General features: G+C 62.3%; 32 protein-coding genes. 11 read left to right on the top strand and 21 right to left on the bottom strand.

Annotated features, from left to right (window positions below):
* Positions 1-25: 25 nt before the first annotated feature.
* From LOY45_RS04885 to LOY45_RS04825, 13 genes are all read right to left on the bottom strand, one after another.
* A complete protein-coding gene (locus LOY45_RS04885; RefSeq protein WP_115088574.1) occupies positions 26-496 on the bottom strand; it encodes a nuclear transport factor 2 family protein in 471 nt (156 codons plus the stop codon).
* A gap of 195 nt (positions 497-691) precedes the next feature.
* Positions 692-1999, bottom strand: coding sequence for a CynX/NimT family MFS transporter (locus tag LOY45_RS04880; protein WP_415842469.1), 1308 nt, complete (start codon positions 1997-1999; stop codon positions 692-694).
* Complete coding sequence (locus tag LOY45_RS04875; protein WP_420832709.1) at positions 1989-2639, bottom strand: FadR/GntR family transcriptional regulator; 651 nt, start codon at positions 2637-2639, stop codon at positions 1989-1991. Before LOY45_RS04875 ends, LOY45_RS04880 begins: the two co-directional genes overlap by 11 nt.
* A 140-nt stretch (positions 2640-2779) precedes the next feature.
* The gene (gene hisC, locus LOY45_RS04870; protein ID WP_134064165.1) at positions 2780-3826 is read right to left on the bottom strand and encodes a histidinol-phosphate transaminase; all 1047 of its coding nucleotides are present in this window, start codon (positions 3824-3826) and stop codon (positions 2780-2782) included.
* Positions 3827-3828: 2 nt separating this feature from the next.
* A complete protein-coding gene (hisD, locus tag LOY45_RS04865; protein WP_258578813.1) occupies positions 3829-5154 on the bottom strand; it encodes a histidinol dehydrogenase in 1326 nt (441 codons plus the stop codon).
* A gap of 126 nt (positions 5155-5280) precedes the next feature.
* Complete coding sequence (gene hisG / locus LOY45_RS04860) at positions 5281-5916, bottom strand: ATP phosphoribosyltransferase (protein ID WP_115088578.1); 636 nt, start codon at positions 5914-5916, stop codon at positions 5281-5283.
* Between the two features lie 107 nt (positions 5917-6023).
* Positions 6024-7289 (bottom strand): UDP-N-acetylglucosamine 1-carboxyvinyltransferase, encoded by a 1266-nt coding sequence (gene murA, locus LOY45_RS04855; RefSeq protein WP_010223372.1) that lies wholly within the window; start codon positions 7287-7289, stop codon positions 6024-6026.
* Positions 7290-7312: 23 nt separating this feature from the next.
* Positions 7313-7552, bottom strand: coding sequence for a BolA family protein (locus LOY45_RS04850; protein ID WP_010223373.1), 240 nt, complete (start codon positions 7550-7552; stop codon positions 7313-7315).
* A 115-nt stretch (positions 7553-7667) separates the two neighbouring features.
* Positions 7668-7973 carry an STAS domain-containing protein gene (locus tag LOY45_RS04845; protein ID WP_115088579.1) on the bottom strand — a complete coding sequence of 102 codons (306 nt, stop codon included), beginning with the start codon at positions 7971-7973 and terminating at the stop codon, positions 7668-7670.
* A complete protein-coding gene (locus LOY45_RS04840; RefSeq protein WP_115088580.1) occupies positions 7970-8620 on the bottom strand; it encodes an MlaC/ttg2D family ABC transporter substrate-binding protein in 651 nt (216 codons plus the stop codon). The genes LOY45_RS04845 and LOY45_RS04840 overlap by 4 nt, the downstream gene beginning before the upstream one ends.
* A 9-nt stretch (positions 8621-8629) precedes the next feature.
* The gene (gene mlaD, locus LOY45_RS04835; RefSeq protein ID WP_010223376.1) at positions 8630-9097 is read right to left on the bottom strand and encodes an outer membrane lipid asymmetry maintenance protein MlaD; all 468 of its coding nucleotides are present in this window, start codon (positions 9095-9097) and stop codon (positions 8630-8632) included.
* Positions 9097-9894, bottom strand: coding sequence for a lipid asymmetry maintenance ABC transporter permease subunit MlaE (mlaE, locus tag LOY45_RS04830; RefSeq protein WP_115088581.1), 798 nt, complete (start codon positions 9892-9894; stop codon positions 9097-9099). The genes mlaD and mlaE overlap by 1 nt, the downstream gene beginning before the upstream one ends.
* On the bottom strand, positions 9894-10703 hold the full coding sequence (locus LOY45_RS04825; protein ID WP_010223378.1) for an ATP-binding cassette domain-containing protein: 810 nt from the start codon (positions 10701-10703) through the stop codon (positions 9894-9896). The genes mlaE and LOY45_RS04825 overlap by 1 nt, the downstream gene beginning before the upstream one ends.
* 244 nt (positions 10704-10947) lie before the next feature.
* On the opposite strand from LOY45_RS04825, the gene LOY45_RS04820 reads away from it, so the two are divergent.
* The 10 genes from LOY45_RS04820 (at position 10948) to LOY45_RS04775 (ending at position 17958) form a co-directional block, all read left to right on the top strand.
* Positions 10948-11922 (top strand): KpsF/GutQ family sugar-phosphate isomerase, encoded by a 975-nt coding sequence (locus LOY45_RS04820; RefSeq protein WP_115088582.1) that lies wholly within the window; start codon positions 10948-10950, stop codon positions 11920-11922.
* Positions 11923-12447: a KdsC family phosphatase gene (locus LOY45_RS04815; RefSeq protein WP_115088583.1), complete on the top strand. Its 525-nt coding sequence runs from the start codon at positions 11923-11925 to the stop codon at positions 12445-12447.
* 8 nt (positions 12448-12455) lie between these two features.
* On the top strand, positions 12456-13031 hold the full coding sequence (gene lptC / locus LOY45_RS04810; protein ID WP_115088584.1) for an LPS export ABC transporter periplasmic protein LptC: 576 nt from the start codon (positions 12456-12458) through the stop codon (positions 13029-13031).
* A complete protein-coding gene (gene lptA, locus LOY45_RS04805; protein ID WP_010223382.1) occupies positions 13018-13542 on the top strand; it encodes a lipopolysaccharide transport periplasmic protein LptA in 525 nt (174 codons plus the stop codon). The genes lptC and lptA overlap by 14 nt, the downstream gene beginning before the upstream one ends.
* Complete coding sequence (lptB, locus tag LOY45_RS04800; protein WP_038996944.1) at positions 13543-14268, top strand: LPS export ABC transporter ATP-binding protein; 726 nt, start codon at positions 13543-13545, stop codon at positions 14266-14268.
* A gap of 179 nt (positions 14269-14447) precedes the next feature.
* Positions 14448-15941 carry an RNA polymerase factor sigma-54 gene (locus LOY45_RS04795; RefSeq protein ID WP_115088585.1) on the top strand — a complete coding sequence of 498 codons (1494 nt, stop codon included), beginning with the start codon at positions 14448-14450 and terminating at the stop codon, positions 15939-15941.
* 81 nt (positions 15942-16022) lie between these two features.
* Positions 16023-16331, top strand: coding sequence for a ribosome hibernation-promoting factor, HPF/YfiA family (gene hpf / locus LOY45_RS04790; RefSeq protein ID WP_010223385.1), 309 nt, complete (start codon positions 16023-16025; stop codon positions 16329-16331).
* Between the two features lie 12 nt (positions 16332-16343).
* Positions 16344-16808 carry a PTS IIA-like nitrogen regulatory protein PtsN gene (gene ptsN / locus LOY45_RS04785; protein ID WP_233673295.1) on the top strand — a complete coding sequence of 155 codons (465 nt, stop codon included), beginning with the start codon at positions 16344-16346 and terminating at the stop codon, positions 16806-16808.
* A 2-nt stretch (positions 16809-16810) separates the two neighbouring features.
* A complete protein-coding gene (gene rapZ / locus LOY45_RS04780; protein WP_045196339.1) occupies positions 16811-17665 on the top strand; it encodes an RNase adapter RapZ in 855 nt (284 codons plus the stop codon).
* A gap of 20 nt (positions 17666-17685) precedes the next feature.
* Positions 17686-17958, top strand: a complete 273-nt coding sequence (locus LOY45_RS04775; protein WP_115088587.1) for an HPr family phosphocarrier protein — start codon at positions 17686-17688, stop codon at positions 17956-17958.
* Between the two features lie 14 nt (positions 17959-17972).
* On the opposite strand, the gene LOY45_RS04770 is transcribed toward LOY45_RS04775, so the two are convergent.
* The 6 genes from LOY45_RS04770 to pmbA all read right to left on the bottom strand — a co-directional run bounded on the left by LOY45_RS04770 (position 17973) and on the right by pmbA (position 23314).
* Entirely contained in the window at positions 17973-18866 is an 894-nt protein-coding gene (locus LOY45_RS04770; RefSeq protein WP_115088588.1) for a ZIP family metal transporter, read from the bottom strand.
* An 11-nt stretch (positions 18867-18877) separates the two neighbouring features.
* Positions 18878-19489 (bottom strand): superoxide dismutase, encoded by a 612-nt coding sequence (locus LOY45_RS04765; RefSeq protein WP_134064167.1) that lies wholly within the window; start codon positions 19487-19489, stop codon positions 18878-18880.
* A 1-nt stretch (position 19490) separates the two neighbouring features.
* The gene (locus LOY45_RS04760) at positions 19491-19952 is read right to left on the bottom strand and encodes a hypothetical protein (protein ID WP_115088590.1); all 462 of its coding nucleotides are present in this window, start codon (positions 19950-19952) and stop codon (positions 19491-19493) included.
* A gap of 27 nt (positions 19953-19979) precedes the next feature.
* On the bottom strand, positions 19980-21356 hold the full coding sequence (locus tag LOY45_RS04755) for a class II fumarate hydratase (RefSeq protein ID WP_258578812.1): 1377 nt from the start codon (positions 21354-21356) through the stop codon (positions 19980-19982).
* Positions 21349-21750: a FagA protein gene (locus LOY45_RS04750; RefSeq protein WP_115088592.1), complete on the bottom strand. Its 402-nt coding sequence runs from the start codon at positions 21748-21750 to the stop codon at positions 21349-21351. The genes LOY45_RS04755 and LOY45_RS04750 overlap by 8 nt, the downstream gene beginning before the upstream one ends.
* A gap of 217 nt (positions 21751-21967) precedes the next feature.
* Entirely contained in the window at positions 21968-23314 is a 1347-nt protein-coding gene (gene pmbA, locus LOY45_RS04745; RefSeq protein WP_258578811.1) for a metalloprotease PmbA, read from the bottom strand.
* A 108-nt stretch (positions 23315-23422) separates the two neighbouring features.
* Here pmbA and yjgA point away from each other — a divergent pair, with 108 nt between their 5' ends.
* Complete coding sequence (gene yjgA / locus LOY45_RS04740) at positions 23423-23944, top strand: ribosome biogenesis factor YjgA (RefSeq protein ID WP_115088594.1); 522 nt, start codon at positions 23423-23425, stop codon at positions 23942-23944.
* Between the two features lie 42 nt (positions 23945-23986).
* On the opposite strand, the gene tldD is transcribed toward yjgA, so the two are convergent.
* Together tldD and LOY45_RS04730 are read right to left on the bottom strand one after the other, a co-directional pair.
* Complete coding sequence (gene tldD, locus LOY45_RS04735) at positions 23987-25426, bottom strand: metalloprotease TldD (protein ID WP_233673293.1); 1440 nt, start codon at positions 25424-25426, stop codon at positions 23987-23989.
* 2 nt (positions 25427-25428) lie between these two features.
* Entirely contained in the window at positions 25429-26280 is an 852-nt protein-coding gene (locus tag LOY45_RS04730; protein WP_115088596.1) for a carbon-nitrogen hydrolase family protein, read from the bottom strand.
* Between the last annotated feature and the right edge of the window lie 3 nt (positions 26281-26283).

The raw sequence follows: 26283 nt of genomic DNA, 5'->3' as shown, positions 1-26283 counted from the left end.
ACGGCAAAGCGCACAGCTTAGCGCCTCAGCGCCCCGCCTGGAACGCCCGCAGGCCTTTCTGGGCCTGGGCGCGCACCTTGCCCTGCACCAGCGGTGACCAGCCCAGCAACCACCCGGTGGTACCCAATGCCTGACGCGACCAGCGCCACAAGTCGAAGCTGTCGTGGTGTTCGCAAATCTTGCCGTCACGAAACACGAAGCGTGCCTGGATGTCGTTGACCACGGTGCGGCCGGTCTGGCTGAACAGGTAGCGGGCCACCCAGTGGGCACTGCCGCCACGCTCGTCGGCACGCACACTGTCGAAGGCCAGGGAAAAGTCCTTGGCGCGGGTGGTGAGCATGCGCCACATGTCAGCGGCATCCTTGCCGCGCAAGGTGCCGAAGGCCGGGTCGCTGAAGACGATATCGTCGCTGTAGCAGGCGATCATGGCTTCGGCGTCCAGGCGCTGGAAGGCCTGGTAGAAGCGGGTGATCAAGGCGGTGTTGGCGTCGCTCATGGGGCGGGTCCGTTTCCGAGGGAATAGACCTGAACGATAGTCCGCAGATGTGGCAAAAAGCTATGGGCATTTGCCTGGCGAATGCCTGGTTAAATCCGGGCTGCTTCGCAGCCATCGCCAGCAAGGCTGGCTCCCACAAGAGTGCGCCGTACTCTTGTGGGAGCCGGCCTTGCCGGCGATGGCTTCAACGCACTCTCAAACCCGCTCGCTGACTACCTGCACATGCAGGTTGCGCCCGGCCTTGAGGCCAAAGCCGATAGCGCCGACACCGAGCACGGCAAAGATCCAGCCCACCGCGTTCCAGCCACCGGTCAAGTCATGCACCAGGCCGACCGCGAACGGCCCCATCGAAGCCAGGGTATAACCGATGCCCTGGGCCATGCTCGACAGGTTGGCCGCCACATGGGCGTCCTTGGAGCGCAAGACGATCAGGGTCAGCGCCAGGGCGAAGGTGCCGCCCTGCCCCAACCCAAGCACGATGGCCCAGCCCCACAGGCCGTCCAGCGGCGCGTACAGGCAGCCAAACAAACCGGCCAGGGCCATGAGCATGACAATCACGATGGCCAGGCGCTGGTCCTTGCCGCGGGTTGCCAACCAGGGCGCGCTGAGGGAGCTGATCAATTGCACGATCACCGAACCGGACAGCACCAGCCCCGCCTGGGTCGGGCTCAGGCCGCGACCGATGAGGATCGACGGCAGCCAGCCGAAAACGATGTAGGCCAGCGACGACTGCAGGCCCATGTACAGGGTCACCTGCCAGGCCAGCGGATCACGCAGCAGGCCTCGTACGCGGTAGGCCACGTGGTGGGCACCATGGCCGTGACGGGCCTGGGGCAACCAGATCAGCGCCGCCAGCAGTGCGGGGATCAGCCAGAAGCCCAGGCCCAGCGACCAGCTGTCGCCCAATTGCTCGGTCAATGGCACAGTAGCGCCAGCAGCCATTGCCGCGCCCAGGCACAAGGCCATGGTGTAGACCCCCGTAAGGGTCCCGGCATGCTGGGGGAAATCACGCTTGACGATGCCCGGCAGCAACACACCGATCACACCAATGCTCGCCCCGGCCATGAGGCTACCGACGAAGACGCCGGTGGCGCCAAAGGCGCTACGCACCGCAATCCCCGCAGCCAGCACCAGAAGAATGCCGAGGATCACTCGCTCACTGCCAAAACGACGCGCCAGAACCGGTGCCAGCGGGGCGAAAAGGCCCAGGCACAGCACCGGCAAGGTGGTCAACAGGCCCGCCTGAGAGGCTGTCAGGCCGAGGCTGTCGGACACCTGGCTAAGCAGCGGCGCCATGCTCGACAGCGCCGGACGCAGGTTCAACGCCACCAGTACCAGACCGAGCAGCAACAGCCAGGGCCGGCTCAACAGCAGGGGCTGGTGCTGGACCTGTTCGTCGTCGGCTTCGGCGTCGATCAGCAGTTCTTCAAGTTCCGGCGCGCGTCCTGCGCGTTCGGTCTGGACAATATCCTGGGACATGGCGGTCTCGGTGTCAGGGTTCATTGATAAGTGTCCGGGTCAGGGCCTTGGCGCGCTCCGCGTCGCCTTGCTCTACTGCCTCGAGGATCTCCCGGTGCAGGTCCAGCACCGGTTGGCGTCGCGGTCCTTCGTTCATGCTGTGATGCAGAGTGCTGGCCAGCACGCCGGAAAAGTAGCGGTACAACTCGCTCAACGCCGGATTGTGCGCAGCGTCGACCAGACGCTGGTGGAACACCAGGTCGCAGGCGATATAGCAATCCAGGTCGTGATGAAAATGCGCACTGCTGTCGCGCAAGGCTTCGTGCAGGCCCTTGAGGTCTTCGTCCGTACGGCGCAACGCCGCCAGGCCGATGGCTTCGGCTTCGAGGATGTGCCGCGCTTCGCGCGCCTGCTTGAGGCTGCAGCGCGACAAGGCCTGTACGGTTTGCAGGGGGTCGACCGTGGCCCGCAGGTAACTGCCGTCACCCTGGCGAACCTCGACCAACCCGCTGAAGGCCAGTACGCGCATGGCTTCACGCACGGTATTGCGGCTGATACCCAGTTCGCTGGCCAGCTCTGGCTCAGTGGGCAGGCGCTGGCCCACGGTCCAGGCGCCGCTGGCGACGCGCTGGCGCAGTTGCTCGACGGCTTGTTCGACCAGGGAGCGCTTGATCAGTAAGGTCATGACATCCAATCATCGGATGAATTTGAGAAAGGGAGGTTACCGGTAAAATCCATCGCGGGGCAAGCCCGCTCCCACAGAGGGTCACTGTGGGAGCGGCGGTGCGACGCCTCGACTTGCCCCGCGACAAGGGCTGCGCTCTATCAGTTCAACGCATCAAGCAACGCCTGGTTCTGCTCCGGCGTACCAATGGTGATGCGCAGGAACTGGGCAATCCGCGCCTGCTTGAAGTGCCGCACGATCACCCCTTGTTCACGCAGGCGGGCTGCCAGTTCGGCAGCATCCTGCTGCGGGTGGCGGGCAAAGATGAAGTTGGCCGCCGACGGCAATACTTCGAAACCACGGGCGCTCAATTCCTTGACCAGCAACTCGCGGCTGTCGATCACTTTGCGGCAGGTTTCGTCGAAGTACGCGCGGTCTGCAAACGCTGCCGCCGCACCGACGATCGCCATACGATCGAGCGGATAGGAGTTGAAGCTGTTCTTGATCCGCTCCAGCGCCTCGATCAGGTCCGGATGGCCCACCGCCAGGCCGACCCGCAAGCCCGCCAGCGAACGCGACTTGGACAGGGTCTGGGTGACCAGCAGGTTGTCGTAGCGATCCACCAGGCTGATCGCCGTCTGACCACCAAAATCGATGTAGGCTTCATCGACCACCACCACCGAATCGGGGTTGGCCTTGAGCAGTTGCTCAATGGCCTCCAGGGCCAGCAGGCAACCGGTCGGCGCGTTGGGGTTGGGGAAGATGATCCCGCCATTGGCCTTGCGGTAGTCCCCGACGCGGATCTGGAACTGTTCGTCCAGCGCCACCGCCTCGAACGGGATGCCGTACAGGCCGCAGTAGACCGGGTAGAAGCTGTAGCTGATGTCCGGGAACAGCAGCGGCGCATCGTGCTGGAACAGGCCATGGAAGATGTGCGCCAGCACTTCATCCGAACCGTTGCCGAGGAACACCTGGTTGCCCTGCACCCCGTAGTAGTCCGCTACCGCCTGCTTGAGCAGGTCGCTGTTAGGGTCCGGGTACAGGCGCAGGTTGTCGTTCAGCTCGCCGCGCATGGCTTCCAGCGCCTTGGGCGATGGGCCGTAGGGGTTCTCGTTGGTGTTGAGCTTGACCAGCTTGGCCAGCTTTGGCTGTTCGCCCGGCACGTAAGGCACCAGGTCCTTGACGAAGGGGCTCCAGAATTTACTCATGTTCAGTTCCCCTTCTTGTCGGCAAGGATGCGGTATTCGGCGCTGCGGGCGTGGGCGGTCAGCGATTCGCCGCGGGCCAGTACCGAGGCGGTGTGGCCCAGCTCGGAGGCGCCCTGCTCGGAGCAGAAGATGATCGACGAACGCTTCTGGAAGTCATACACCCCCAGTGGCGACGAGAAGCGCGCGGTACCGGAAGTCGGCAATACGTGGTTGGGGCCTGCGCAGTAATCGCCCAGGGCTTCGCTGGTGTGGCGGCCCATGAAGATCGCACCGGCATGGCGAATCTGCGGCAGCCAGGCCTGCGGATCGGCCACCGACAACTCCAGGTGCTCCGGCGCAATGCGGTTGGCAACGTCCATCGCCTGCTGCATGTCGCGCACCTGGATCAGCGCACCACGGCCGTTGATCGAGGTCTTGATGATCTCGGCGCGCTCCATGGTCGGCAGCAGCTTGTCGATGCTCGCAGCAACCTTGTCGAGGAACGCGGCGTCGGGGCTGACCAGGATCGCCTGGGCATCTTCGTCGTGCTCGGCCTGGGAGAACAGGTCCATGGCGATCCAGTCCGGGTCGGTCTGGCCGTCGCATACCACGAGAATCTCCGACGGACCGGCGATCATGTCGATACCGACCTGACCGAACACATGACGCTTAGCGGTGGCCACGTAGATGTTGCCCGGGCCAACCACCTTGTCGACCTGCGGCACGCTTTCGGTGCCATAGGCCAGAGCGGCAACCGCCTGGGCGCCACCGATGGTGAAGACCCGGTCGACACCGGCGATGCAGGCGGCGGCCAGGACCAGCTCGTTGACCTCGCCACGCGGGGTCGGCACCACCATGACCACTTCACCGACACCGGCGACTTTGGCCGGAATCGCGTTCATCAGTACCGACGACGGGTACGACGCCTTGCCGCCAGGCACATACAGGCCGGCGCGATCCAGCGGCGTGACCTTCTGGCCGAGCACGGTGCCGTCGGCTTCGGTATAGCTCCAGGAGTCCTGCTTCTGCCGTTCGTGGTAGTTGCGCACACGCTCGGCGGCCTTTTCCAGGGCTTCGCGCTGGGCCGGGGTGATACGGGTCAGGGCCAGTTCCAGGCGCTCGCGACCGAGGATCAGGTCGTCGATCGAGGTGGCCGGCACGCCATCGAAACGCTGGGTGAACTCTACCAGCGCCGCATCGCCACGCTCGCGCACGGCCTTGATGATGTCGAGCACGCGCTGGTTGACCGCGTCGTCAGAGACACTTTCCCAGCTCAGCAGATGATCCAGATGTCGGGCGAAATCCGGGTCAGCGGCATTGAGTCGGGCGATTGCAGTGGACGTGGTCATAGCGAGGGCCTCAATAAATGGCGAATGCTCAGGCGCCCTAAGCTACCAGTCCATCCGCGCGGGCACCCGAGAAAATTGGCTATGACGCGGATAGACGGGCGCGACAGCGAAGGTCGCGCGCAGAAGTCAGCCGCGGTGTCGCGATTCGACAGCCTGGCGCAGGGTGTCGATCAGGCTCTGGATGCGGGCGTGCTGCATCTTCATCGAAGCCTTGTTGACCACCAGCCGGGAGCTGATGGTGGCAATCAGTTCCTGGGGTTCCAGGCCGTTGGCACGCAGGGTGTTACCGGTATCGACGACGTCGATGATCTTGTCGGCCAGGCCGATCAGCGGCGCCAGCTCCATCGAGCCATACAGCTTGATGATATCGACCTGACGGCCTTGCTCGGCGTAGTAACGCTTGGCGACGTTGACGAACTTGGTGGCGATGCGCAGACGGCCTTTAGGCTCGGCAGCGCCGATCTTGCCGGCGGTCATCAGCTTGCACTGGGCAATCTGCAGGTCCAGCGGCTCGTACAAGCCCTGGCCACCGTACTCCATCAGCACGTCCTTGCCGGCCACGCCCAGATCGGCGGCACCATGCTCGACATAGGTCGGCACGTCGGTGGCGCGCACGATCAGCAGACGTACGTCTTCCTGAGTCGTAGGGATGATCAGCTTGCGGCTCTTGTCCGGGTTCTCGGTCGGAACGATACCGGCTTCCGCCAGCAGCGGCAGGGTGTCGTCGAGAATCCGACCTTTGGATAGCGCGATGGTCAACATGGGAAACGTCGGTCCTTATGCGGCTACAGCCGGCCGGGCACTCAACAGGCCCGACCGCATTAATTCGGTGCAGCAATTGGCTGGCGCGTCCCTGCGCCACTCACAGACTAGCCCGGTACGCGACGGATCTTGGCGCCGAGCATCTGCAGTTTTTCCTCGATGCACTCGTAACCACGGTCGATGTGGTAGATGCGGTCGATCAGCGTATCGCCTTCGGCAACCAGCGCCGACAGCACCAGGCTGGCCGAAGCCCGCAGGTCGGTGGCCATTACTGGAGCGCCTTTGAGGGTCTTGGTCCCGGTAACGATGGCAGTGTTGCCTTCGACCTGGATCAGGGCACCCATGCGGTGCATTTCGTAGACGTGCATGAAGCGGTTTTCGAAGATCGTCTCGATCACCGCACCAGTGCCTTCGGCAATGGCGTTGAGCGAGATGAACTGCGCCTGCATGTCGGTCGGGAACGCCGGGTACGGAGCGGTACGCAGGTTGACGGCTTTCGGCCGCTTGCCGTGCATGTCCAGCTCGATCCAGTCTTCACCGGTGGTGACTTCGGCGCCGGCTTCCTTGAGTTTCTCAAGGACGGCTTCAAGGATGGTCGGATCGGTGTCCTTGACCTTGACGCGGCCGCCAGTAACGGCAGCGGCGACCAGGTAGGTACCGGTTTCGATGCGGTCAGGCATGACGCGGTAGGTCGCCGAACCCAGGCGCTCGACGCCATCGATGGTGATGGTGTCGGTACCGGCGCCCTGGACTTTCGCACCCATGGCGTTGAGGAAGTTGGCAAGGTCGACCACTTCCGGCTCGCGCGCGGCGTTTTGCAGCACGCTGCGGCCTTTGGCCAGGGCTGCGGCCATCATGATGTTCTCGGTACCGGTCACACTGACGGTATCGAAGAAGAAGTGTGCGCCACGCAGGCCGCCTTCAGGGGCCTTGGCCTTGATGTAGCCACCTTCGACCTCAATCTTCGCGCCCATGGCTTCAAGGCCGCGGATGTGCAGGTCGACCGGACGCGAACCAATGGCGCAACCGCCAGGCAGGGCCACTTCGGCTTCGCCAAAGCGGGCAACCATCGGGCCCAGTACCAGGATCGAGGCGCGCATGGTTTTCACCAGCTCGTAAGGCGCGACCAGGGTCTTGATGGTGCGTGGGTCGATTTCGACCGAGAGCTTCTCGTCGATCACCGGCTCAATGCCCATGCGGCCGAACAGCTCGATCATCGTGGTGATGTCATGCAGGTGCGGCAGGTTGCCAACGGTGACCGGGCCATCGCAGAGCAAGGTGGCCGCCAGAATCGGCAGGGCAGCGTTCTTTGCCCCGGAAATGCGGATTTCGCCATCGAGGCGAACGCCGCCAGTAATAATCAGTTTGTCCATTAGAGTCTCGCCGCCAAGTTGGCTCAGGTGCGCTCAGCCCAGGCTGCGCTGCTGAAAAATTTCATGGTTACCGCATGGATGCTGCCATCGGTGATCCACGGGTTAAGGTGAGCATAGATCTGCTGCTGACGCTTGACCGGGCTCAGGGCCGCCAATTCGTCGCTGATCACGTTCAACTGGAAGTTGCAGCCTTCGCCTTCAACTTCGACCCGGGTTCCCGGCAACTTTTCTTCAAGGAAGTTCTTAACTTCTACGGCCTGCATGCTCAACCTCAATCGGCGCCCTTTGCGCGCGGGTCGGCCATCATACAAAAAAGCCCCTCGCCTGCGAACCCCGTAATCGGAGACTCTGACAGAGGGGCCAGTCGCTGGCTGGCGGTCATTGACCGGCCAGCACCTCGTCGAGGTCATAAACCTCGGCGATTTCACGCATGTCCTGGGGCATCGTGCGAACTTCGACGGCCTTGCCGGCCGCCTTGCCATCGCGCATGAAGGCCAGCAGCAGGGACAGACCGACGCTGCTGGATTTCTCCACTTTCGAGCAATCCAGCACCAGGCCCGGGGCCTTGCACGCCGCAATCAAGGCCTTGCCTTCCTTGCGCAAGGCCGGCCCGCTGCGATAGTCGAGCACCCCGGCCAGGCTCAATATACCTGGCTCGCTCATGGTCACGGCGCTGTCGGTCATTGCGCTTGCTTCTCAGCCGCTTGTTCGGTGGTTTCCTTGGCCTTGGCCACTTCACCGGCCCACCCGTCGATGGTCTTGTCCAGGTCGTTGCCGTTGCGCTGCATGGCATCGGCGAACTGGTCACGGAACAGCTTGCCGATGTTGATACCGTTGACGATAACGTTGCGCACCTTCCACTCGCCATTGAGCTTGGTCAGGGTGTACTGCACCGGGTACACGGCACCGTTGTTGCCCTTGACGCTCATGTCGACGCTGGCACGCTCGTCACCATCTTTCTTCTCGCTGCCGACGGTGATGCCCTGGTTGTTGTACTCGAGCAGGGCATTGCCATAGAACTGCATCAGGCTGCGCTTGAAGTTCTCCTGAAAGCGCTGCATCTGCTCAGGGGTGGCCTTGCGCGAATACTTGACGGTCATGATGCTTTTCGAGATGCCATCGGCATCGACAACCGGGCCCAGGTTGGCGTTGAGCGCATCGTAGAACGCGCTCGGGTTGGCCTTGTACTGCTCTTTGTTGGCCTTGAGGTCAGACAGCAACTGGGTGGTGGTCTTCTCGATCACTTCTTTGGGTGACTGAGCAGCCGCACCGGCCATCAATGGCAGCGCTGCCAGCAACACCAGCAAGCCGCGTCGCAGGATAGAAATCATGGAAACTCCTTATTTAGCTTCTTTGCCAACGGTATTGAGCAGGAACTTGCCAATCAGATCTTCCAGTACCAACGCCGACTGGGTGTCATGAATGGTTGCACCATCCTTGAGCACCGCATCTTCTCCGCCCACGCTGATACCGATGTATTTCTCGCCGAGCAACCCGGCGGTGAGGATGGATGCAGTGGAATCGACAGGCAGGTTATCTACCCGTTTTTCCAGCTGCAGCGTCACCCGACCGGTAAAGGTGTCACGATCCAGATCGATGGCAGTGACCTTGCCGATGGTCACACCGGCCATGGTCACTTTAGCTCTGACAGTCAAACCGGCGATATTGTCGAAATTGGCATAAAGTTTATACGTGTCGCTGCTCGGGCTCGCCGACAGGCCGCTGACGCGCAGGGCCAGCAGGATCAGCGCCAGGATCCCGGCCAGAAGAAACAGGCCGACACCGATTTCCAGGGTGCGGTTTTGCATCAGAAATCTCCAAACATCAAGGCGGTCAGAATAAAGTCCAGACCCAGGACTGCCAATGAGGCATAGACCACGGTCTTGGTGGTGGCACGACTGATCCCTTCTGAGGTGGGCTCGCAGTCATAACCCTGGAATACGGCGATCCAGGTCACGACGAAGGCAAAAACCAGGCTTTTGATCACCCCGTTGAGCACATCATCGGTAAAGGAAACACTGTTCTGCATGTTGGCCCAGAACGAGCCTTCGTAGACGCCCAGCCAGTCCACCGCGACCCACGAACCACCCCAGATGCCGACCACGCTGAAGATCAGCGCCAGCAACGGCAGGGAGATGAAACCGGCCCACAGCCGCGGAGCGACAATGTACTTGAGCGGGTCGACACCGATCATTTCCAGGCTGGACAGTTGCTCGGTGGATTTCATGTTGCCGATCTCGGCGGTCAGCGCCGAACCGGCGCGGCCAGCGAACAGCAGCGCGGTAACCACCGGCCCGAGCTCACGCAGCAAGGTCAGGGCGACCATCTGCCCCACCGCCTGCTCGGAACCGTACTTGGTGAGGATGCTGAACCCCTGCAGGGCCAGCACCATGCCGATGAACACGCCGGAAACGACGATGATCGCCAGCGACAGCACGCCCACCGAGTAAAGCTGCCGGACCAGTAGCTGGAAGCCGCCGCCGGTGCCACTGCGCCCTACCAGCGAATGCAGCAGGAACAGAAAGGAACGGCCGAGCACGGCCAGTACGTCGATGGCCGAGCGGCCAAAGCGACGAATACGTTCGAGCATGGATTTTCTGCGCATCAACGCTTCCCCAGAAGATCGGCGCGGTAATCCGGCGCAGGAAAGTGAAAGGGTACCGGGCCATCCGGGTCGCCTTTCATGAATTGACGAATGCGCGGGTTGTCGGAGCCCATCAGTTCTTCTGGCGTACCCTGCCCCAGCACCTGGCCATCACCGACCACATAGATATAGTCGGCAATACTGGCGGTTTCGGCCAGGTCATGGGAAACGACGATGCTGGTGATGCCCAGGGCATCGTTGAGCAGGCGAATCAGCCGCACCAGCACACCCATGGCAATCGGGTCCTGGCCGACGAACGGTTCGTCGTACATGAGGATCTGCGGGTCAAGGGCAATCGCCCGGGCCAGGGCGACGCGGCGCTTCATGCCACCGGACAGCTCGTCGGGCATCAGTTCGATGGCGCCGCGCAAGCCAACGGCCTGGAGCTTCATCAGGACGATGTCGCGAATCATCTCGTCAGACAGCTGAGTATGCACCCGCAACGGGAACGCCACGTTCTCGAACACATCGAGATCGGTGAACAGCGCACCACTCTGGAACAGCACGCCCATCTGCTTGCGGGCATCGAACAGGTCGCTGCGCGACAGGGTCGGCAGGTTCTGCCCGGCCACCCAGACCTCGCCACTGGCCGGACGCAACTGTGCGCCCATCAGCCGCAGCAGCGTGGTCTTGCCGCACCCGGAAGGCCCCATGATGCCGGTAACCTTGCCGCGGGGAATGCGTATATCGACATTATTGAAGATGCTGCGCGAACCGCGCTTGAAGGTCACACCCTTCAATTCGACCGCGTAGGCGTTATCAACGCTCATCTAGACTCCTTGCGATGCAGCCTTCTCACTCAGACGCGCGCCCCCTTCGTGGAGGCACGCACGCGCCGAGCGGGCCGAACAGCGGCGAACTATAGCACCGCTGATAGGGCCGCCCCAAGGCCGCCACGGTGCTTGTTCAGGTATGGTTAAGCTAAGTGGACGACTGTATGACAATCACAAGGTGAGGCTTTTGCCCTTTACCGCTATAATCGCCGCCTTTTCATCAGGCAATCCGATTTTCGACATGAGCCAATCCAGCGACCTGATCCAATCCGCGCAGCGCACCATCCGTTTCGAACTCGAGGCGGTTGAGGGCCTGCTGGCCCACATCGACGCCGATTTCGTCAAGGCATGCGAGCTGATCCTGGCCAGCAAAGGCCGGGTAGTGGTGGTCGGCATGGGCAAGTCGGGGCACATCGGCAACAAAATCGCCGCCACCCTGGCCAGCACCGGTACGCCGGCGTTTTTCGTCCACCCGGCCGAAGCCAGCCATGGCGACATGGGCATGATCACCCGTGATGACGTGATCCTGGCCCTGTCCAACTCGGGCTCGACCGCCGAGATCGTTACCCTGCTGCCGCTGATCAAGCGCCTGGGCATCCAGCTGATCAGCCTCACCGGCAACCCCGACTCGCCGCTGGCCAAGGCCGCCGAAGTCAACCTCGATGCCCGCGTTGCCCAGGAGGCCTGCCCGCTGAACCTGGCACCGACGTCTTCGACCACCGCGGCCCTGGTCCTGGGCGACGCCCTGGCCATCGCCTTGCTCGAAGCCCGTGGTTTCACCGCTGAAGACTTCGCGTTCTCGCACCCAGGCGGCGCCCTGGGCCGACGACTGCTGCTGAAAGTCGAGAACGTCATGCACGCGGGTGAAGAGCTGCCCCAAGTACAACGCGGCACCCTGCTCAAGGACGCACTCCTTGAAATGTCTCGCAAAGGTTTGGGTATGACCGTGGTGCTTGAAGCCGACGGACGGCTGGCCGGGATCTTCACCGACGGCGACCTGCGCCGCAGCCTCGATCGCAACATCGACGTACACAAGACCCTCATCGAAGACGTCATGACCGCCCACGGCAAGACCGCACGCGCCGAAATGCTCGCCGCCGAAGCCCTGAAGATCATGGAAGACCACAAGATCAGCGCCCTGGTGGTGATCGACAAGGACGAGCGCCCGGTCGGCGCCCTGAACATGCACGACCTGTTGCGTGCGGGAGTGATGTAAATGACCCAGGACCTGCTCCAGCGCGGCAAGGCCATCAAACTGGCGGTTTTCGACGTAGACGGCGTACTCACCGACGGACGCCTGTACTTTCTCGAAGATGGCAGCGAATTCAAGACCTTCAACACCCTCGACGGTCAGGGCATCAAGATGCTCATGAACTCGGGCGTGACCACCGCCATCATCAGCGGGCGCAAGACCCCGGTGGTCGAGCGCCGGGCAAAGAACCTCGGCATCCCCCACCTGTATCAGGGGCGCGAAGATAAATTGGTGGTTCTGGACGAGCTTCTTGGCCAGCTCAACCTAAGCTATGAACAGGTCGCCTATCTGGGCGACGACCTGCCCGACCTGCCGGTGATCCGCCGGGTTGGCCTGGGCATGGCAGTGGCCAATGCCGCTACCTTCGTCCGCGAGCACGCCCATGGCGTAACCCGCGCGCGCGGTGGCGAAGGCGCAGCCCGCGAGTTCTGCGAACTGATCCTGCAAGCCCAGGGCAACCTGGACGCGGCCAATGCCCACTACCTGTAGAGCGACACATGTTCAGTAAGAAAATCCGTAACATTGCGCTGTTCAGTGTGCTTGCCGCCTTGCTGGTGGCGGTTGGCTACTGGAACATCAGCCCCGAGAGCTTTCTCGACAACAAGCCGGTAGCCGCGCCCGACCAGAGCGCAATCGACTACTACGCGATCAATGCCCATAGCGTGCAGTTCCTGCCCGACGGCAAGATGCAGTACGAGATGACCGCCGACAAGGTCGAACACCTCAAGGTCAGCGAAGTCACCCTGCTGACCACGCCTGACCTGCAGATGTACCGCGGCACCACCTACCCGTGGCACGTGCAGAGCGAGCGCGGCGAGGTCAACCCCGATGGCAGCGAAGTCGAATTGATCGATTCGGTACGGGTTGCCCGCACCGATGAAAAAAACCGCACCATGATCATTACCACCAGCCGCATGACGGTATTCCCGCAGAAGCAATATGCGCAAACCGAGCAAGCCGTTAGAATCGACGGCGCCGGTGGCGTAACTACGGGCAATGGAATGAAAGCGTATTTGAAAGACGGCAGGATGGACCTGCTGTCCAACGTAAGAGGACAGTATGAGGCTCGTTAAAACCCTCCCCTTTTTGCTCAGCCTGAGCGCAGCACTGGGAAGCGCGAGCGCCTGGGCCCTGCCGACCGACCGTGACCAGCCGATCCGTATCCAGGCTGACCATGCTCAACTGGATGACAAACAAGGCGTCGCCACCTACACCGGTGACGTGATCATCACCCAGGGTTCGATGATGATCAAAGGCAACACCGTGACCATCACCCGCACTGCCGGTGGCGACATCGACGTGGTGACCTCGGTGGGCAACCTGGCCTACTTCGAACAGCAGCAGAGCGCGGCCAAGCCAGACAAGATGCAAGGCTATGGCAAGACCATCCAGTACAATGCGCCGCAAAACCGCATCGTCCTGATCGACCGCGCCAAAGTGATCAACGAAGGCAACACCACCGAAGGCGAGAAGATCGTCTACGACACGGTGAAACAGATCGCTACCGCCGGTCGCGGTGGCAAAGTCACCGAGTCGCGTCCGCGCATCGACATGGTGATCCAGCCGAAGAAGAAGGCCGAGTAAATGGCAACCCTCAAAGCCCAGCACCTGGCCAAGAGCTACAAGAGCCGGCAAGTGGTTCGCGACGTCAGCCTGTCGATCGACAGCGGCCAGATCGTCGGCCTGCTCGGCCCCAACGGCGCCGGCAAGACCACCTGTTTCTACATGATCGTCGGCCTGGTCCAAGCCGATCAGGGCCGCGTCCTGATCGACGACCTCGATGTCAGCCACCAGCCCATGCACGGCCGCGCCCGCGCCGGTATTGGCTATCTGCCGCAGGAAGCCTCGATCTTCCGCAAGCTGTCGGTGGCCGACAACATCATGGCGATCCTCGAAACCCGCAAGGACCTGGACCGCGATGGCCGGCGCAAAGAGCTGGAAAGCCTGCTGCAGGAATTCCACATCAGCCACATCCGCGACAACCTCGGCATGAGCCTCTCCGGTGGCGAACGCCGCCGCGTCGAGATTGCCCGCGCCCTGGCCACCGCGCCCAAGTTCATTCTGCTCGACGAACCCTTTGCCGGTGTCGACCCGATTTCGGTCGGCGACATCAAGCAGATCATCCACCACCTGAAGGCCAAGGGCATTGGCGTTCTGATCACCGACCACAACGTCCGTGAGACCCTGGATATCTGCGAAACCGCTTACATCGTCAACGATGGCCAACTGATCGCCGAAGGCGATGCAGAAACCATCCTGGCCAACGATCTGGTCAAAGAGGTTTACCTCGGCCATGAGTTCCGCCTGTAGGCTCAAGGTGTAAGGCGCTGCCAGAGCGCTCTCGATCAAGCCAGTTCATGGCTTAATTGTTACGGCGCTCTAGGCAAACGCTGCAATTTCAGGCATATAATTTGCTTAAAGTTGGCGCTTCGGTGCCCTTGTAGTGGATGGCGCATGTGCGCCGGCAAATAAGGTGTTAAGCCCCTGCCATGAAACCATCGCTCGTCCTAAGAATGGGCCAGCAACTGACGATGACCCCGCAGTTGCAACAGGCCATACGTCTGCTCCAGCTTTCTACCCTGGACCTCCAGCAGGAAATCCAGGAAGCGCTGGAATCAAACCCGATGCTCGAGCGCCAGGAAGATGGCGACGACTTCGACAACAGCGACCCGATGGCCGACAACGCCGAGAGCAAACCCGTCGCCGAAGTTCAGGAAACCAGCTTCCAGGAGACCGCCCCGACGGTGGACAACCTCGAAGAAGGCGAGTGGAACGAACGCATCCCCAACGAGCTGCCGGTCGACACCGCCTGGGAAGACATCTACCAGACCAGCGCCAGCAGCCTGCCCAGCAACGACGATGACGAGTGGGACTTCACCACCCGCACCTCCGTTGGCGAGAGCCTGCAAAGCCACCTGCTCTGGCAACTGAACCTGGCTCCGATGTCCGACACCGACCGGCTGATCGCCGTGACGTTGATCGACTGCATCAATAACCAGGGCTACCTCGACGAAACCCTGGAAGAAGTCTGTGATTCCTTCGACCCCGAGCTCGACATCGAGCTGGATGAAGTCGAAGCCGTGCTGCACCGTATTCAACAGTTCGAACCGGCCGGCATCGGCGCGCGCAACCTCAGCGAGTGCCTGTTGCTGCAACTGCGCCAGCTGCCGCCGCGCACGCCGTGGATGGCCGAAGCCCAGCGCCTGGTCAGCGACTACATCGACCTGCTCGGTGGCCGCGACTACAGCCAGCTGATGCGCCGCATGAAGCTCAAGGAAGACGAACTGCGCCAGGTCATCGAGCTGGTACAGAGCCTCAACCCGCGCCCCGGCTCGCAAATCGAGTCGAGCGAAGCCGAATACGTGGTGCCGGACGTGATCGTGCGCAAGGACAACGAACGCTGGCTGGTCGAGCTCAACCAGGAAGCGGTCCCCCGCCTGCGGGTCAACCCGCAGTACGCCGGCTTCGTTCGCCGCGCCGACACCAGCGCCGACAACACCTTCATGCGCAACCAGCTGCAGGAAGCGCGCTGGTTCATCAAGAGCCTGCAAAGCCGCAACGAGACCCTGATGAAGGTCGCCACCCAGATCGTCGAGCACCAGCGTGGCTTCCTCGATCATGGCGACGAAGCGATGAAACCGCTGGTGTTGCACGATATCGCCGAAGCGGTGGGCATGCACGAGTCGACGATTTCCCGGGTGACCACGCAAAAATACATGCACACGCCCCGCGGTATTTACGAGCTGAAGTACTTTTTCTCCAGTCACGTCAGCACCTCCGAAGGCGGCGAATGCTCGTCCACGGCGATCCGCGCGATCATCAAAAAACTGGTTGCAGCGGAAAATCAGAAAAAGCCATTGAGTGACAGCAAGATCGCTGGTTTACTGGAGGCACAAGGCATCCAGGTAGCACGTCGCACCGTCGCCAAGTACCGCGAGTCCCTCGGCATTGCACCGTCGAGCGAGCGCAAGCGATTGATGTAACGGCTCCTGAGGTGTGCCACCGCAGTTCAGTGGCAGGCGCAACACCTGCCTCTTATGCACCGGCAACAAAGGAGAAGCTGTATGCAAGTCAATATCAGTGGACAGCATGTAGAAGTTACTCAGCCCCTGCGTGAGTACGTCGAGCAAAAATTGAAACGGCTGGAGGGGCATTTCGACAAGATTACCAATGTGACGGTAATCATGAAGGTCGAGAAGTTGCAGCAGAAGATTGAAGCAACGCTGTTCATTCCCGGCGGCGAAGTGGTTGCAAATGCCGAACACCAAGACATGTATGCAGCGATCGATGCCTTGACTGACAAGCTCGACCGCCAACTGAAAAAACACAAGGAAAAACAGCAAAGCCTGCTGCAAGGTGCAGCGGCCCGCTGATCCCCCTCATCCATGATCCGACTTGAAACCATCCTGACCCCCGGCCGTTCCCTTGTGAACGTGCCGGGCGGCAGTAAAAAGCGTGCGCTCGAACAGATCGCCAATCTGATCGGCAAACAAGTGCCCGAGCTGGACACCCAGGACGTGTACGAAGCCCTGATCGCCCGGGAAAAACTGGGCTCTACCGGCTTCGGCAACGGCATTGCCATTCCGCATTGCCGCCTCAAGGGCTGCGAATCGCCGGTCAGCGCACTGTTGCACCTTGACGCCCCTATCGATTTCGACGCCATCGATGGCGCTCCGGTCGACCTGCTGTTCGTACTGCTGGTCCCGGAAGCGGCTACCGATGCGCACCTGGAGCTGCTGCGCCAGATCGCCAGCATGCTCGACCGCCAGGACGTACGCGACAAACTGCGTGCGGCCACCAGTAACGAATCCTTGTACCAGGTCGTGCTGGACGTACAAAACGGGCACTGAACATGCGCTTGATCATCGTTAGCGGCCGGTCCGGCTCCGGCAAGAGCACCGCCCTCGATGTACTTGAGGACAACGGTTACTACTGCATCGACAACCTGCCGGCGGGCTTGCTGCCGCAGTTGGCCGAAAGCGCCCTGATCAACACTGAATTGATGCAGCCCAAAGTGGCCGTATCGATTGACGCGCGCAACCTGCCCAGCCACCTCTCGCGCTTTCCCGAGTTGCTTGAGGACGCCCGTAGCCGGCACATCCAGTGTGACGTGTTGTACCTGGATGCCGATGAAGAAACCCTGCTCAAACGCTTCTCGGAAACCCGCCGCCGCCACCCGCTAACCAACAACGAACGCTCGCTGGCCGAAGCGATCGAGGTCGAAAGTGAACTGCTCGGACCGATCGCTGACCTCGCCGACCTGAAAATCGACACCACCAACCTGAACCTGTATCAGCTGCGTGATTCGATCAAGTTGCGCCTGCTCAACCAGCCGGAGCCAGGCACGGCATTTCTGGTCGAGTCCTTCGGCTTCAAGCGCGGCATGCCGGTAGACGCCGACCTGGTGTTCGATGTGCGTTGCCTGCCCAACCCCTACTGGAAGCCGGAACTACGTGACCATTCGGGCCTCGAGCAACCGGTAATCGATTACCTGGCAGCGCAGCCGGATGTCGAGGACATGTTCCAGGACATCTCCAGCTACCTGCTCAAATGGTTGCCACGCTTTGCCGCCAGCAACCGTGCTTATGTCACCATTGCCATTGGCTGCACTGGCGGCCACCACCGCTCGGTGTACCTGACCGAGCGCCTGGGCCAGTTACTGCAACAATCGTTAAAGAACGTCCAGGTCCGCCACCGCGACCTCTAGCCCACAGGACCAGCGCCTCGATGCCCGCAAAAGAAATCACCATCATCAACAAGCTGGGGCTGCACGCCCGGGCGGCGGCAAAGTTCGTTGGAGTCGCTGGCAGGTTCCCCTGCCAGGTTCGCGTTGGCCGAGCCCCGGAATCATTGGTCGATGGCAAGAGCATCATGGCGGTCATGATGCTGGCGGCCGGTAAAGGCACCGCCATTCATCTGCACACAGAGGGCGAACAGGACGATGATGCACTCAAGGCCCTGATCGAGCTGATCAACAATTACTTCGACGAGGGCGAGTAACCGCCCCCGTTTTCTCACGAAAGCGCCGTATCCATCACCATCATCAGGCAGAAGCCGATGCACAGGCCAAGACTGGCCAGCCGGTGATGGCCATTGCTGCGTGATTCCGGAATGATTTCCTGGGTCACCACCAGCAACATCGCACCCGCCGCGCAAGCCAGCCCCAATGGCAGCAACAACTCCGCCACGCTAACCAGCCAGGCGCACACCACCGCCGCCAGCGGCTCGACCAGACCTGAAGCCGCACCGATCAGAAACGCCTTGAAGCGGGCCATCCCCGCCCCTGCCAGCACCAGGGCGATGACCAGGCCTTCGGGCACATCCTGCAAGGCGATACCCATGGCCAGGCTGTCGGCATCAGGCATGCCGCCGCCGGCAGACACGCCAATGGCCATCCCTTCCGGAATGTTATGGGCAATGATGGCGATGACGAACACCCAGATCCGCGCGGCGATCACCGGCTGCTGGGCAGTGCCGACCAGCGCCTCCGGTGAAGCGCCGGAGACCTTCAGGTCCACCAGGTACAGACAGAAGGCCCCGAACAACAAGCCGAAGCTGACCAACCCACCCGCACCCCATTTACCCAGGCCAATGGCCTGGGCGGCATCCAGCCCGGGAATGATCAGCGAGAAAGCCGTGGCTGCCAGCATCACCCCGGCCCCGAAGCCCAGCAGGGTATCGGCGAGCGCCACCGGCATGTTGCGGATCACCAGCACCGGCACGGCGCCCAGGGCAGTGCCCAGGGCGCACAGCGCACCGCCTTCAAGTGCCCGCAACATGCGCGGCTCAAGATCAAGCCAGGCGATACCCTGAGCCACCAGCAGCGCGAAGCCGACCAGCAACAACAGGGTACCGAGCGCCAGGCGAAACAGCCGCACTCCGGCAATGGACATCACATCCGAACGCATACCAGCGCGACTCACACAAGCGCGGCTGCGTAACGACGCTCTACCTCGGACCAGTCGATCACGTTGTAGAACGCGTTGATGTATTCCGGACGGCGGTTCTGGTACAGCAGGTAGTAAGCATGCTCCCAGACGTCCAGGCCGAGTATCGGCGTGTTGCCGTTCATCAGCGGGCTGTCCTGGTTACCACTGCTTTCGACCACCAGGGTCTTGGCCGGGGTCACGCTCAACCAGGCCCAGCCGCTGCCGAAACGGGTCAGCGCAGCCTTGGTAAAAGCCTCCTTGAAGGCGTCGAAACCACCCAATTGCTCCTCGATGGCCTTGGCCACGGCGCCTTGTGGCAAGCCCCCGCCCTTGGGCGACATCACCCTCCAGAACAGCGAATGGTTGGCGTGGCCGCCGCCCTGGTTAATCACTGCGTTCTGCAACTTCTCCGGCAACTGCCTAACGCTGGCGACCAGTTTTTCCACCGGCCACTCCGCATACTCGCTGCCTTCTACCGCCGCATTGAGGTTGTTGATATAGGTCTGGTGGTGCTTGCTGTGGTGAATCTGCATGGTCTGAGTATCGATGTGCGGTTCCAGCGCATCGTAGGCGTAGGGCAATGCAGGCAAGGTGTAAGGCATTTCACTGGATTCCATATTGTAGGGGTGAAGGCCCGGCGCTTTCCTGGCCGGCATGCAGGGCCGGCTGCGGCTCGTGCCGGTAGAGCAGGCGTTCGGTACGCGGGTACTGGCCGTACTCGCCGATGAAGCTCAACAACTCGGTGTAGGTCTTGCTGCTGTGGCGCAGCGCAGCTGTGCGCAGCATCGGCGCCATGCGCGGATCCTGGGCGGTCTGTAACAGCCGCTGATGAATGGCGCAGAGGTACTCGGCGCTTTCCTGCGGCTGATTCAGGCGCAGGTGCAGGTCGGCCAGGTTGTGGTGAGCGATGACACAAACGGCCACCGCCTCGTCGGCGTCATGCCAGCGCTCGAACAACACCTGGGCAAGCGCCAGGGCCTGCAGATACAACTCGCGGGCGTCGACCAGCTCGCCCTGTTCGAACAGGCGGTTGGCAATTTCGGTGGTGCGTTTCCAGTGCTGCATGGCAAACCTCCAGAGCGGTGGACCGGCTCAGATCCCGCCAGCGGTGAGCTTTTCCGGGTCGAGCAGCGCTTCAAGCTGGCTGCGCGGCAGGTCGGTATGTTCCAGGGCCACGTCAATGATCGGGCGTCCCTGCTTGTAGGCGGTCTTGGCGATCTCGGCAGCCTTCTGGTAGCCGATGATCGGGTTCAGCGCGGTCACCAGGATCGGGTTGCGCGCCAACGCTTCCTTGAGCTTGGGCTCATTGACCTTGAAGCTGGCAATCGCCTTGTCGGCCAGCAAGCGGCTGGCATTGGCCATCAGCTCGATACTGCTGAGCAGGTTCTGGGCGATGATCGGCAGCATCACGTTGAGCTCGAAGTTGCCCGACTGCCCGGCCACGGCGATGGTTGCGTCGTTGCCGATAACCTGCGCGGCAACCATGGCGGTCGCTTCCGGAATCACCGGATTGACCTTGCCCGGCATGATCGAGGAGCCCGGCTGCAACCCTTCGAGCTCGATTTCGCCAAGGCCTGCCAGCGGCCCGGAGTTCATCCAGCGCAGGTCGTTGGCGATCTTCATCAGCGCCACGGCGGCGGTCTTGAGCTGACCGGACACCGCCACGGCGGTGTCCTGCGAGCCGATCAGGGCGAACAGGTTCTGCCCCGGGACAAATTCGACGCGGGTCAGCGCGGTCAGTTGCTGGCTGAAGCGCGCGGCGAATTCAGGGTGGGCATTGATGCCAGTACCTACGGCAGTGCCGCCCTGGGCCAGCGCCTGCAGGCTTGGCAGGGTGGCCTGTAGATGGCCGATGGCCGCCTTGATCTGCGCCGCCCAACCACCCAATACCTGGCTCATGCGTACGGGCATGGCGTCCATCAGGTGGGTGCGGCCGGTCTTGATGAACGGATGCACCTGCTCGGCCTTGGCGTCGATCACCTTGACCAGGTGGTTCAGCGCCGGTAGCAGCTGCTCGTGCAACGCCAGGGCGGCACTGACATGAATGGTGGTGGGAATGATGTCGTTGCTGCTTTGCCCGCAGTTGACGTGATCGTTGGGGTTGACCGTGTCGCCCAGCACGCGGCTGGCCAAGGTGCCGATCACCTCGTTGGCGTTCATGTTCGAGCTGGTACCGGAGCCGGTCTGGAAGATATCCACCGGAAAGTGCTGCATGAAGTCACCGGCCAGCAGTTGCTCGACGGCTTTGACGATCGCCTCGCCCCAGGCCTGGTCCAGCTGCTTGAGCTCGATATTGGCCTTGGCCGCGGCAGCCTTGGCCAGCAGCAGCGCGCGGATGAACTGGGTCGGCATGCGTTGCTGGCTGATCGGGAAGTTGTTCACCGCGCGCTGGGTCTGAGCGCCATACAGGGCCTCGGTCGGCACCAGCAGTTCACCCATGCTGTCGCGCTCGATACGGGTATTACTCATCATCAAGTCCTTGCATCAGTTCATCGTAGGAAATCGAAGGCAGCAGCACGCAGTTCGCCAGTTGCAGGGCGAAGGGCTGCCAGCGCTGGTTGTGTTCGCGACGGTCGAGGTTGCGCAGTTCCAGCAGCGGTCGCCAGGCCTGGTCCAGGCACAGGCAGCGCCAATGCCAGGGCAGCGCGCGATCGCAGGCGGTATCCAGCAGCAGGCGGAAAGAGGTCAAGGCGACGGTCCAGGCGCTGGTATCGGTGCAACACACCAGATAGCGGCCTTCGGTGAGGTAGTGTTCGATCAGCCGCGGCTCGTCCGGGTCAAGGGCACAGCGAATGCGCCGGCTCAGCCAGCGCCAGTTTTCCAGGTAGGGCAATTCGTGGAGGACTGGTTTCATGAACATCATCGCCTAGATAATGATATTCATTATTAAGTGATAATCAGAATCAGTTCAAGGAAATGAAAAAAGAAAAAGCAAAAAGCCCGACACATGGCCGGGCTTTTGGAGGGGGTGTAGGAACGGGCTCTGCGCGCTCGATCACTGGCAAGTCCAGCTCCCACAGGTCCAGCTTACATCGAACCATTGTGGGAGCTGGCTTGCCAGCGATGAGGCCGGTAGGGGCTTAACTGCCCGCTACGGTCATCCGCTCGATCAACACGGAGCCTGTGTGGATATTGCTGCGGGTTTCCAGATCATTACCAATCGCGACGATTTGCTGGAACATATCCTTCATATTGCCGGCGATCGTCACTTCTTGAACGGCGAACTGAATCTCGCCGTTTTCTACCCAGTAACCTGCGGCACCACGGGAATAGTCGCCAGTCACCATGTTCAGGCCATGGCCCATCAGCTCGGTGACCAACAGGCCACGGCCCATGCGCCGCAGCAAGGCAGGCTGGTCTTCTACACCATGGGTAACAAACAGGTTATGCACGCCACCGGCGTTGGCAGTACTCGGCAAGCCGAGCTTGCGCCCGGAATAGGTACCCAGTACGTAGGACACCAGTTGGCCATTTTCAACGAACGGTTTGGCGTAGGTCGCCAGGCCGTCACCGTCGAACGCAGCACTGGCCAGCGCCCTTTGCAGGTGCGGACGCTCGTCCAGGGTCAACCAGGAAGGGAACAGGCGCTGGCCCATGGCGCCGTCGAGGAACGATGACTTGCGGTACAGGTTGCCGCCGGAAATCGCCGAGAGGAAGCTGCCGAACAACCCGCCCGCCAGCTCGGCCGAGAACAGCACCGGCACTTCACAGGTCGGCACCGGGCGTGCGCCCAGGCGGCTCGCCGCCCGTTGCGCGGCGCGTATACCGATGCTGCGCGGGTCAGCCAGAAATTCGCCCTGGCGGTTGACGTCATACCAGTAGTCGCGCTGCATCTGCCCGTCGGCTTCGGCGATCATCACGCAGCTCAGGCTGTGCCGGGTCGAGGCGTAGCCGCCGATGAAGCCATGGCTGTTGCCATAGACGCGGCAGCCCTGGTGAGTGTTGAGGGTGGTGCCGTCGGCGTTCTTGATCCGCGCATCGGTGTCGAATGCCGCAGCCTCGCACTCCAGGGCCTTTTCGATGGCCTGCTCGGGGGTGATGTCCCAGGCGTGATACAGGTCGAAATCCGGCTGTTCACGGGCCATCAGCGCCGGGTCGGCAAGCCCGGCGCACTCGTCTTCGGAGGTGTGCCTGGCAATCGCCAGGGCCGCGGCAACGGTTTCCCGGATCGCCTCGCTACCGCTGGCCGAAGTGCTCGCCGAGCCCTTGCGCTGCCCCACGTACAGGGTGATACCAAAGCCCTGGTCGCGGTTGAACTCGACGGTCTCGACTTCGCGCTGGCGCACCGAGGTCGACAGCCCCTGCTCCAGCGATACCGCCACTTCACAGGCACTGGCCCCCTGGCGCCTGGCTTCGGCGATGATCTGTTCGACCTGTTCCTGCAACGCCGGCAGGGCCTGCGGACCTACGCTCTGGACTGCACTCATGGTTTTCTCCACTCAAATTCTGCGTTCGGCACGGGTCAATCTACGACCGGACCGGACAAGCGGCCCCCGACTGGTTATCATGGCGGCGATTCTCAGCGGACTGCCCCCATGGTTGATTCTTACGACACCGCCTTTGACGGCGAAAAAAGCAAAACCCAGATCAAGCGCGAGATGCAGGCGCTGGTCGACATGGGCGAGCGCCTCACCACGCTCAAGCCCGACACCCTGGCCAAACTGCCGTTGACCGACGAGCTGCGCGCGGCTCTGGAAGAACACAAGCGGCACACCGCGAACGAGGCCAAGCGGCGTCACAAGTCGTTCATCGGCAAGCTGATGCGCGACCAGGACATCGACGCGATCAATGCCCTGCTTGACCAGCTCGACGCATCCTCGCGCCAGTACAACGAGCGGTTCCACAACCTCGAACGCTGGCGCGACCGGCTGATCGACGGTACCGACGAAGTCCTGGAGAAGTTCGTCCAGGAGTTTCCGGAAGCCGATCGCCAGCAGCTACGCTCGCTGATCCGCCAGGCCCAGCACGAGCTTGCGCGCAACAAGGCACCAAGCGCGAGCCGCAAGATCTTCAAGTACATCCGCGAACTCGACGAGGTCCAACGCGGCCTGCGTTGAGCCCCGCACACGGGCAGGCGCCCTGCCTGCCCGGTTTCATCTTCATGCGCCCGTGCCACCGACGGTGATCGCATCGATCTTCAGGGTCGGCTGGCCAACGCCCACCGGCACCGATTGCCCATCCTTGCCACAAGTACCGACACCGCTGTCCAGTGACAGGTCGTTGCCGACCATCGATACCCGGCTCATGGCTTCCGGCCCGTTGCCGATCAGGGTTGCGCCTTTGACCGGGGCGGTGATCTTGCCGTCTTCGATCAGGTACGCCTCGCTGGTAGAGAACACGAACTTGCCGCTGGTGATGTCCACCTGGCCACCGCCGAGGTTGGCGCAGTAGATGCCCTTTTTCACCGAAGCGATGATTTCTGCCGGGTCGCTGTCGCCGGCACGCATGTAGGTGTTGGTCATGCGCGGCATCGGCAGGTGCGCGTAGGATTCGCGGCGGCCGTTGCCAGTGCGGGCCATGCCCATCAGGCGGGCATTGAGCTTATCCTGCATGTAGCCCTTGAGAATGCCGTTCTCGATCAGCGTGGTGCACTCGGTCGGCGTACCTTCGTCATCGACGCTCAGCGAACCACGGCGGCCTTCCAGGGTACCGTCATCGACAATGGTGCACAGGCTCGAGGCGACCTTTTCGCCCATGTGGCCGCTGTAGGCCGAGCTGCCCTTGCGGTTGAAGTCGCCTTCCAGGCCATGGCCCACCGCCTCGTGCAGCAACACCCCGGACCAGCCCGAACCGAGCACCACCGGCAGGGTACCGGCCGGCGCCGGAATGGCTTCGAGGTTGACCAGTGCCTGACGCAAGGCCTCACGGGCAAAGCCCATGACCCGTTCGTCGGTGAAATAGCGGTAATCGGTGCGCCCGCCACCACCATGACCGCCACGTTCGCGGCGACCGTTCTGCTCAACGATGACACTGACGTTGAAGCGCACCAGCGGGCGAATGTCGGCCGCCAGGCTGCCATCGGCGGCGGCGACCAGAATGCGCTCCCAGACCCCGGCCATGCTCACGGTGACTTGCTGGATACGTGGATCGAGCTTGCGCGTGGCGGCGTCGACGCGCTTGAGCAGCTCGACCTTTTCGGCGCGGCTGATCACCTCAAGCGGGTTGTCGGTGCCATACAGCTGGGTAACGTCCTGGCTGTTGAACGCCTGCACGCTGCCGTTCTGCCCGGCACGGGAAATCGAACGGGCCGCGCGGGCCGCCGAGGTCAGGGCTTCAAGGTTGATGGCGTTACTGTAGGCAAAGCCGGTCTTCTCGCCGGACTGGGCACGCACGCCCACGCCTTGGTCAAGATTGAAGCTGCCTTCTTTGACGATGCCGTCTTCCAGCGCCCAGGATTCGGAAATCTGCCCCTGGAAGTACAGGTCGGCGGCATCGATGCCTGGCCCGGCCAGCTCGCCCAGCACCGACTGCAGGCTGTCGAGGGTCAGGCCGCCCGGCGCCAGCAGGTGTTCGCTGACAGTGGATAACATCTCGCTCATAGTCACTCCGAGGTGTGCGCAGGCCGCAAAGCGTCCTGCGAGAAAAAGCGCCGGTGCAAGGTCACCGGCATCCGCGCCCGGATGGACGCTTGTTCGCTGCTGTCGCGTTCGCTCAGCAGCACGGCTTCGCCACTTGCCTGTTCGGCGACGATGCGCCCCCAGGGGTCGACGATCGCCGCATGGCCATAGGTTTCCCGCGGCCCCGGGTGGGTTCCGCCCTGGGCCGCGGCCAGGACATAACATTGGGTTTCGATGGCCCGCGCCCTGATCAGCACTTCCCAGTGCGCGGCACCCGTCACGGCGGTGAAGGCCGACGGTGCACTGATCAATTCGGCCCCGGCCTCGCGCAACGCGCTGTACAGCTCGGGGAAGCGCAGGTCATAGCAGACGCTCAGGCCCAGGCGTCCCACCGGGGTATCGGCGACCACCACCTGCCCGCCATGGGCATAGTCATCGGATTCGCGATAGCGACCGCGGTTATCGGCCACATCGACATCGAACAAGTGCAGCTTGTCGTAGCGCGCCACCTGCTCGCCGTGCTCATCGATCAGCAAGGAACAGGCATGGGACTTGGCCTCGGCCTGGCCGACCGGCGGCAACGGCAAGGTACCCGCCACTATCCATAACTTGAGGTCGCGAGCTGCCTGTTTCAACCAGGGCAGGATCGGGCCTTCGCCCAGCGCTTCGGCACGGCCGATTGCAGCGCTGTCACGCCGGCCCATGGCGGCGAAGTTCTCCGGCAGCACGGCAAGCCGCGCGCCACCTGCAGCCGCCTGCTCGAGCAGGTGCCGGGCTCGTTCCAGGTTGGCCAGAACGTCGCTCTGGCTGACCATCTGGATAACCGCTGACTTCATGCC

The organism is Pseudomonas wadenswilerensis (genome assembly GCF_024749185.1).
Taxonomy (GTDB): Bacteria; Pseudomonadota; Gammaproteobacteria; order Pseudomonadales; family Pseudomonadaceae; genus Aquipseudomonas; species Aquipseudomonas wadenswilerensis.
Note: the sequence above shows the minus strand (reverse complement) of the source record. Positions and strands in the feature narration are given on the sequence as shown.

Bases quoted from the DNA above. Each gene is read 5' to 3' on its own strand.
- LOY45_RS04885 (WP_115088574.1), bottom strand. From the start codon at position 496: ATGAGCGACGCCAACACCGCCTTGATCACCCGCTTCTACCAGGCCTTC.
- LOY45_RS04880 (WP_415842469.1), bottom strand. From the start codon at position 1,999: ATGAACCCTGACACCGAGACCGCCATGTCCCAGGATATTGTCCAGACC.
- LOY45_RS04875 (WP_420832709.1), bottom strand. From the start codon at position 2,639: ATGACCTTACTGATCAAGCGCTCCCTGGTCGAACAAGCCGTCGAGCAA.
- hisC (WP_134064165.1), bottom strand. From the start codon at position 3,826: ATGAGTAAATTCTGGAGCCCCTTCGTCAAGGACCTGGTGCCTTACGTG.
- hisD (WP_258578813.1), bottom strand. From the start codon at position 5,154: ATGACCACGTCCACTGCAATCGCCCGACTCAATGCCGCTGACCCGGAT.
- hisG (WP_115088578.1), bottom strand. From the start codon at position 5,916: ATGTTGACCATCGCGCTATCCAAAGGTCGGATTCTCGACGACACCCTG.
- murA (WP_010223372.1), bottom strand. From the start codon at position 7,289: ATGGACAAACTGATTATTACTGGCGGCGTTCGCCTCGATGGCGAAATC.
- LOY45_RS04850 (WP_010223373.1), bottom strand. From the start codon at position 7,552: ATGCAGGCCGTAGAAGTTAAGAACTTCCTTGAAGAAAAGTTGCCGGGA.
- LOY45_RS04845 (WP_115088579.1), bottom strand. From the start codon at position 7,973: ATGACCGACAGCGCCGTGACCATGAGCGAGCCAGGTATATTGAGCCTG.
- LOY45_RS04840 (WP_115088580.1), bottom strand. From the start codon at position 8,620: ATGATTTCTATCCTGCGACGCGGCTTGCTGGTGTTGCTGGCAGCGCTG.
- mlaD (WP_010223376.1), bottom strand. From the start codon at position 9,097: ATGCAAAACCGCACCCTGGAAATCGGTGTCGGCCTGTTTCTTCTGGCC.
- mlaE (WP_115088581.1), bottom strand. From the start codon at position 9,894: ATGCGCAGAAAATCCATGCTCGAACGTATTCGTCGCTTTGGCCGCTCG.
- LOY45_RS04825 (WP_010223378.1), bottom strand. From the start codon at position 10,703: ATGAGCGTTGATAACGCCTACGCGGTCGAATTGAAGGGTGTGACCTTC.
- LOY45_RS04820 (WP_115088582.1), top strand. From the start codon at position 10,948: ATGAGCCAATCCAGCGACCTGATCCAATCCGCGCAGCGCACCATCCGT.
- LOY45_RS04815 (WP_115088583.1), top strand. From the start codon at position 11,923: ATGACCCAGGACCTGCTCCAGCGCGGCAAGGCCATCAAACTGGCGGTT.
- lptC (WP_115088584.1), top strand. From the start codon at position 12,456: ATGTTCAGTAAGAAAATCCGTAACATTGCGCTGTTCAGTGTGCTTGCC.
- lptA (WP_010223382.1), top strand. From the start codon at position 13,018: ATGAGGCTCGTTAAAACCCTCCCCTTTTTGCTCAGCCTGAGCGCAGCA.
- lptB (WP_038996944.1), top strand. From the start codon at position 13,543: ATGGCAACCCTCAAAGCCCAGCACCTGGCCAAGAGCTACAAGAGCCGG.
- LOY45_RS04795 (WP_115088585.1), top strand. From the start codon at position 14,448: ATGAAACCATCGCTCGTCCTAAGAATGGGCCAGCAACTGACGATGACC.
- hpf (WP_010223385.1), top strand. From the start codon at position 16,023: ATGCAAGTCAATATCAGTGGACAGCATGTAGAAGTTACTCAGCCCCTG.
- ptsN (WP_233673295.1), top strand. From the start codon at position 16,344: ATGATCCGACTTGAAACCATCCTGACCCCCGGCCGTTCCCTTGTGAAC.
- rapZ (WP_045196339.1), top strand. From the start codon at position 16,811: ATGCGCTTGATCATCGTTAGCGGCCGGTCCGGCTCCGGCAAGAGCACC.
- LOY45_RS04775 (WP_115088587.1), top strand. From the start codon at position 17,686: ATGCCCGCAAAAGAAATCACCATCATCAACAAGCTGGGGCTGCACGCC.
- LOY45_RS04770 (WP_115088588.1), bottom strand. From the start codon at position 18,866: ATGCGTTCGGATGTGATGTCCATTGCCGGAGTGCGGCTGTTTCGCCTG.
- LOY45_RS04765 (WP_134064167.1), bottom strand. From the start codon at position 19,489: ATGCCTTACACCTTGCCTGCATTGCCCTACGCCTACGATGCGCTGGAA.
- LOY45_RS04760 (WP_115088590.1), bottom strand. From the start codon at position 19,952: ATGCAGCACTGGAAACGCACCACCGAAATTGCCAACCGCCTGTTCGAA.
- LOY45_RS04755 (WP_258578812.1), bottom strand. From the start codon at position 21,356: ATGAGTAATACCCGTATCGAGCGCGACAGCATGGGTGAACTGCTGGTG.
- LOY45_RS04750 (WP_115088592.1), bottom strand. From the start codon at position 21,750: ATGATGTTCATGAAACCAGTCCTCCACGAATTGCCCTACCTGGAAAAC.
- pmbA (WP_258578811.1), bottom strand. From the start codon at position 23,314: ATGAGTGCAGTCCAGAGCGTAGGTCCGCAGGCCCTGCCGGCGTTGCAG.
- yjgA (WP_115088594.1), top strand. From the start codon at position 23,423: ATGGTTGATTCTTACGACACCGCCTTTGACGGCGAAAAAAGCAAAACC.
- tldD (WP_233673293.1), bottom strand. From the start codon at position 25,426: ATGAGCGAGATGTTATCCACTGTCAGCGAACACCTGCTGGCGCCGGGC.
- LOY45_RS04730 (WP_115088596.1), bottom strand. From the start codon at position 26,280: ATGAAGTCAGCGGTTATCCAGATGGTCAGCCAGAGCGACGTTCTGGCC.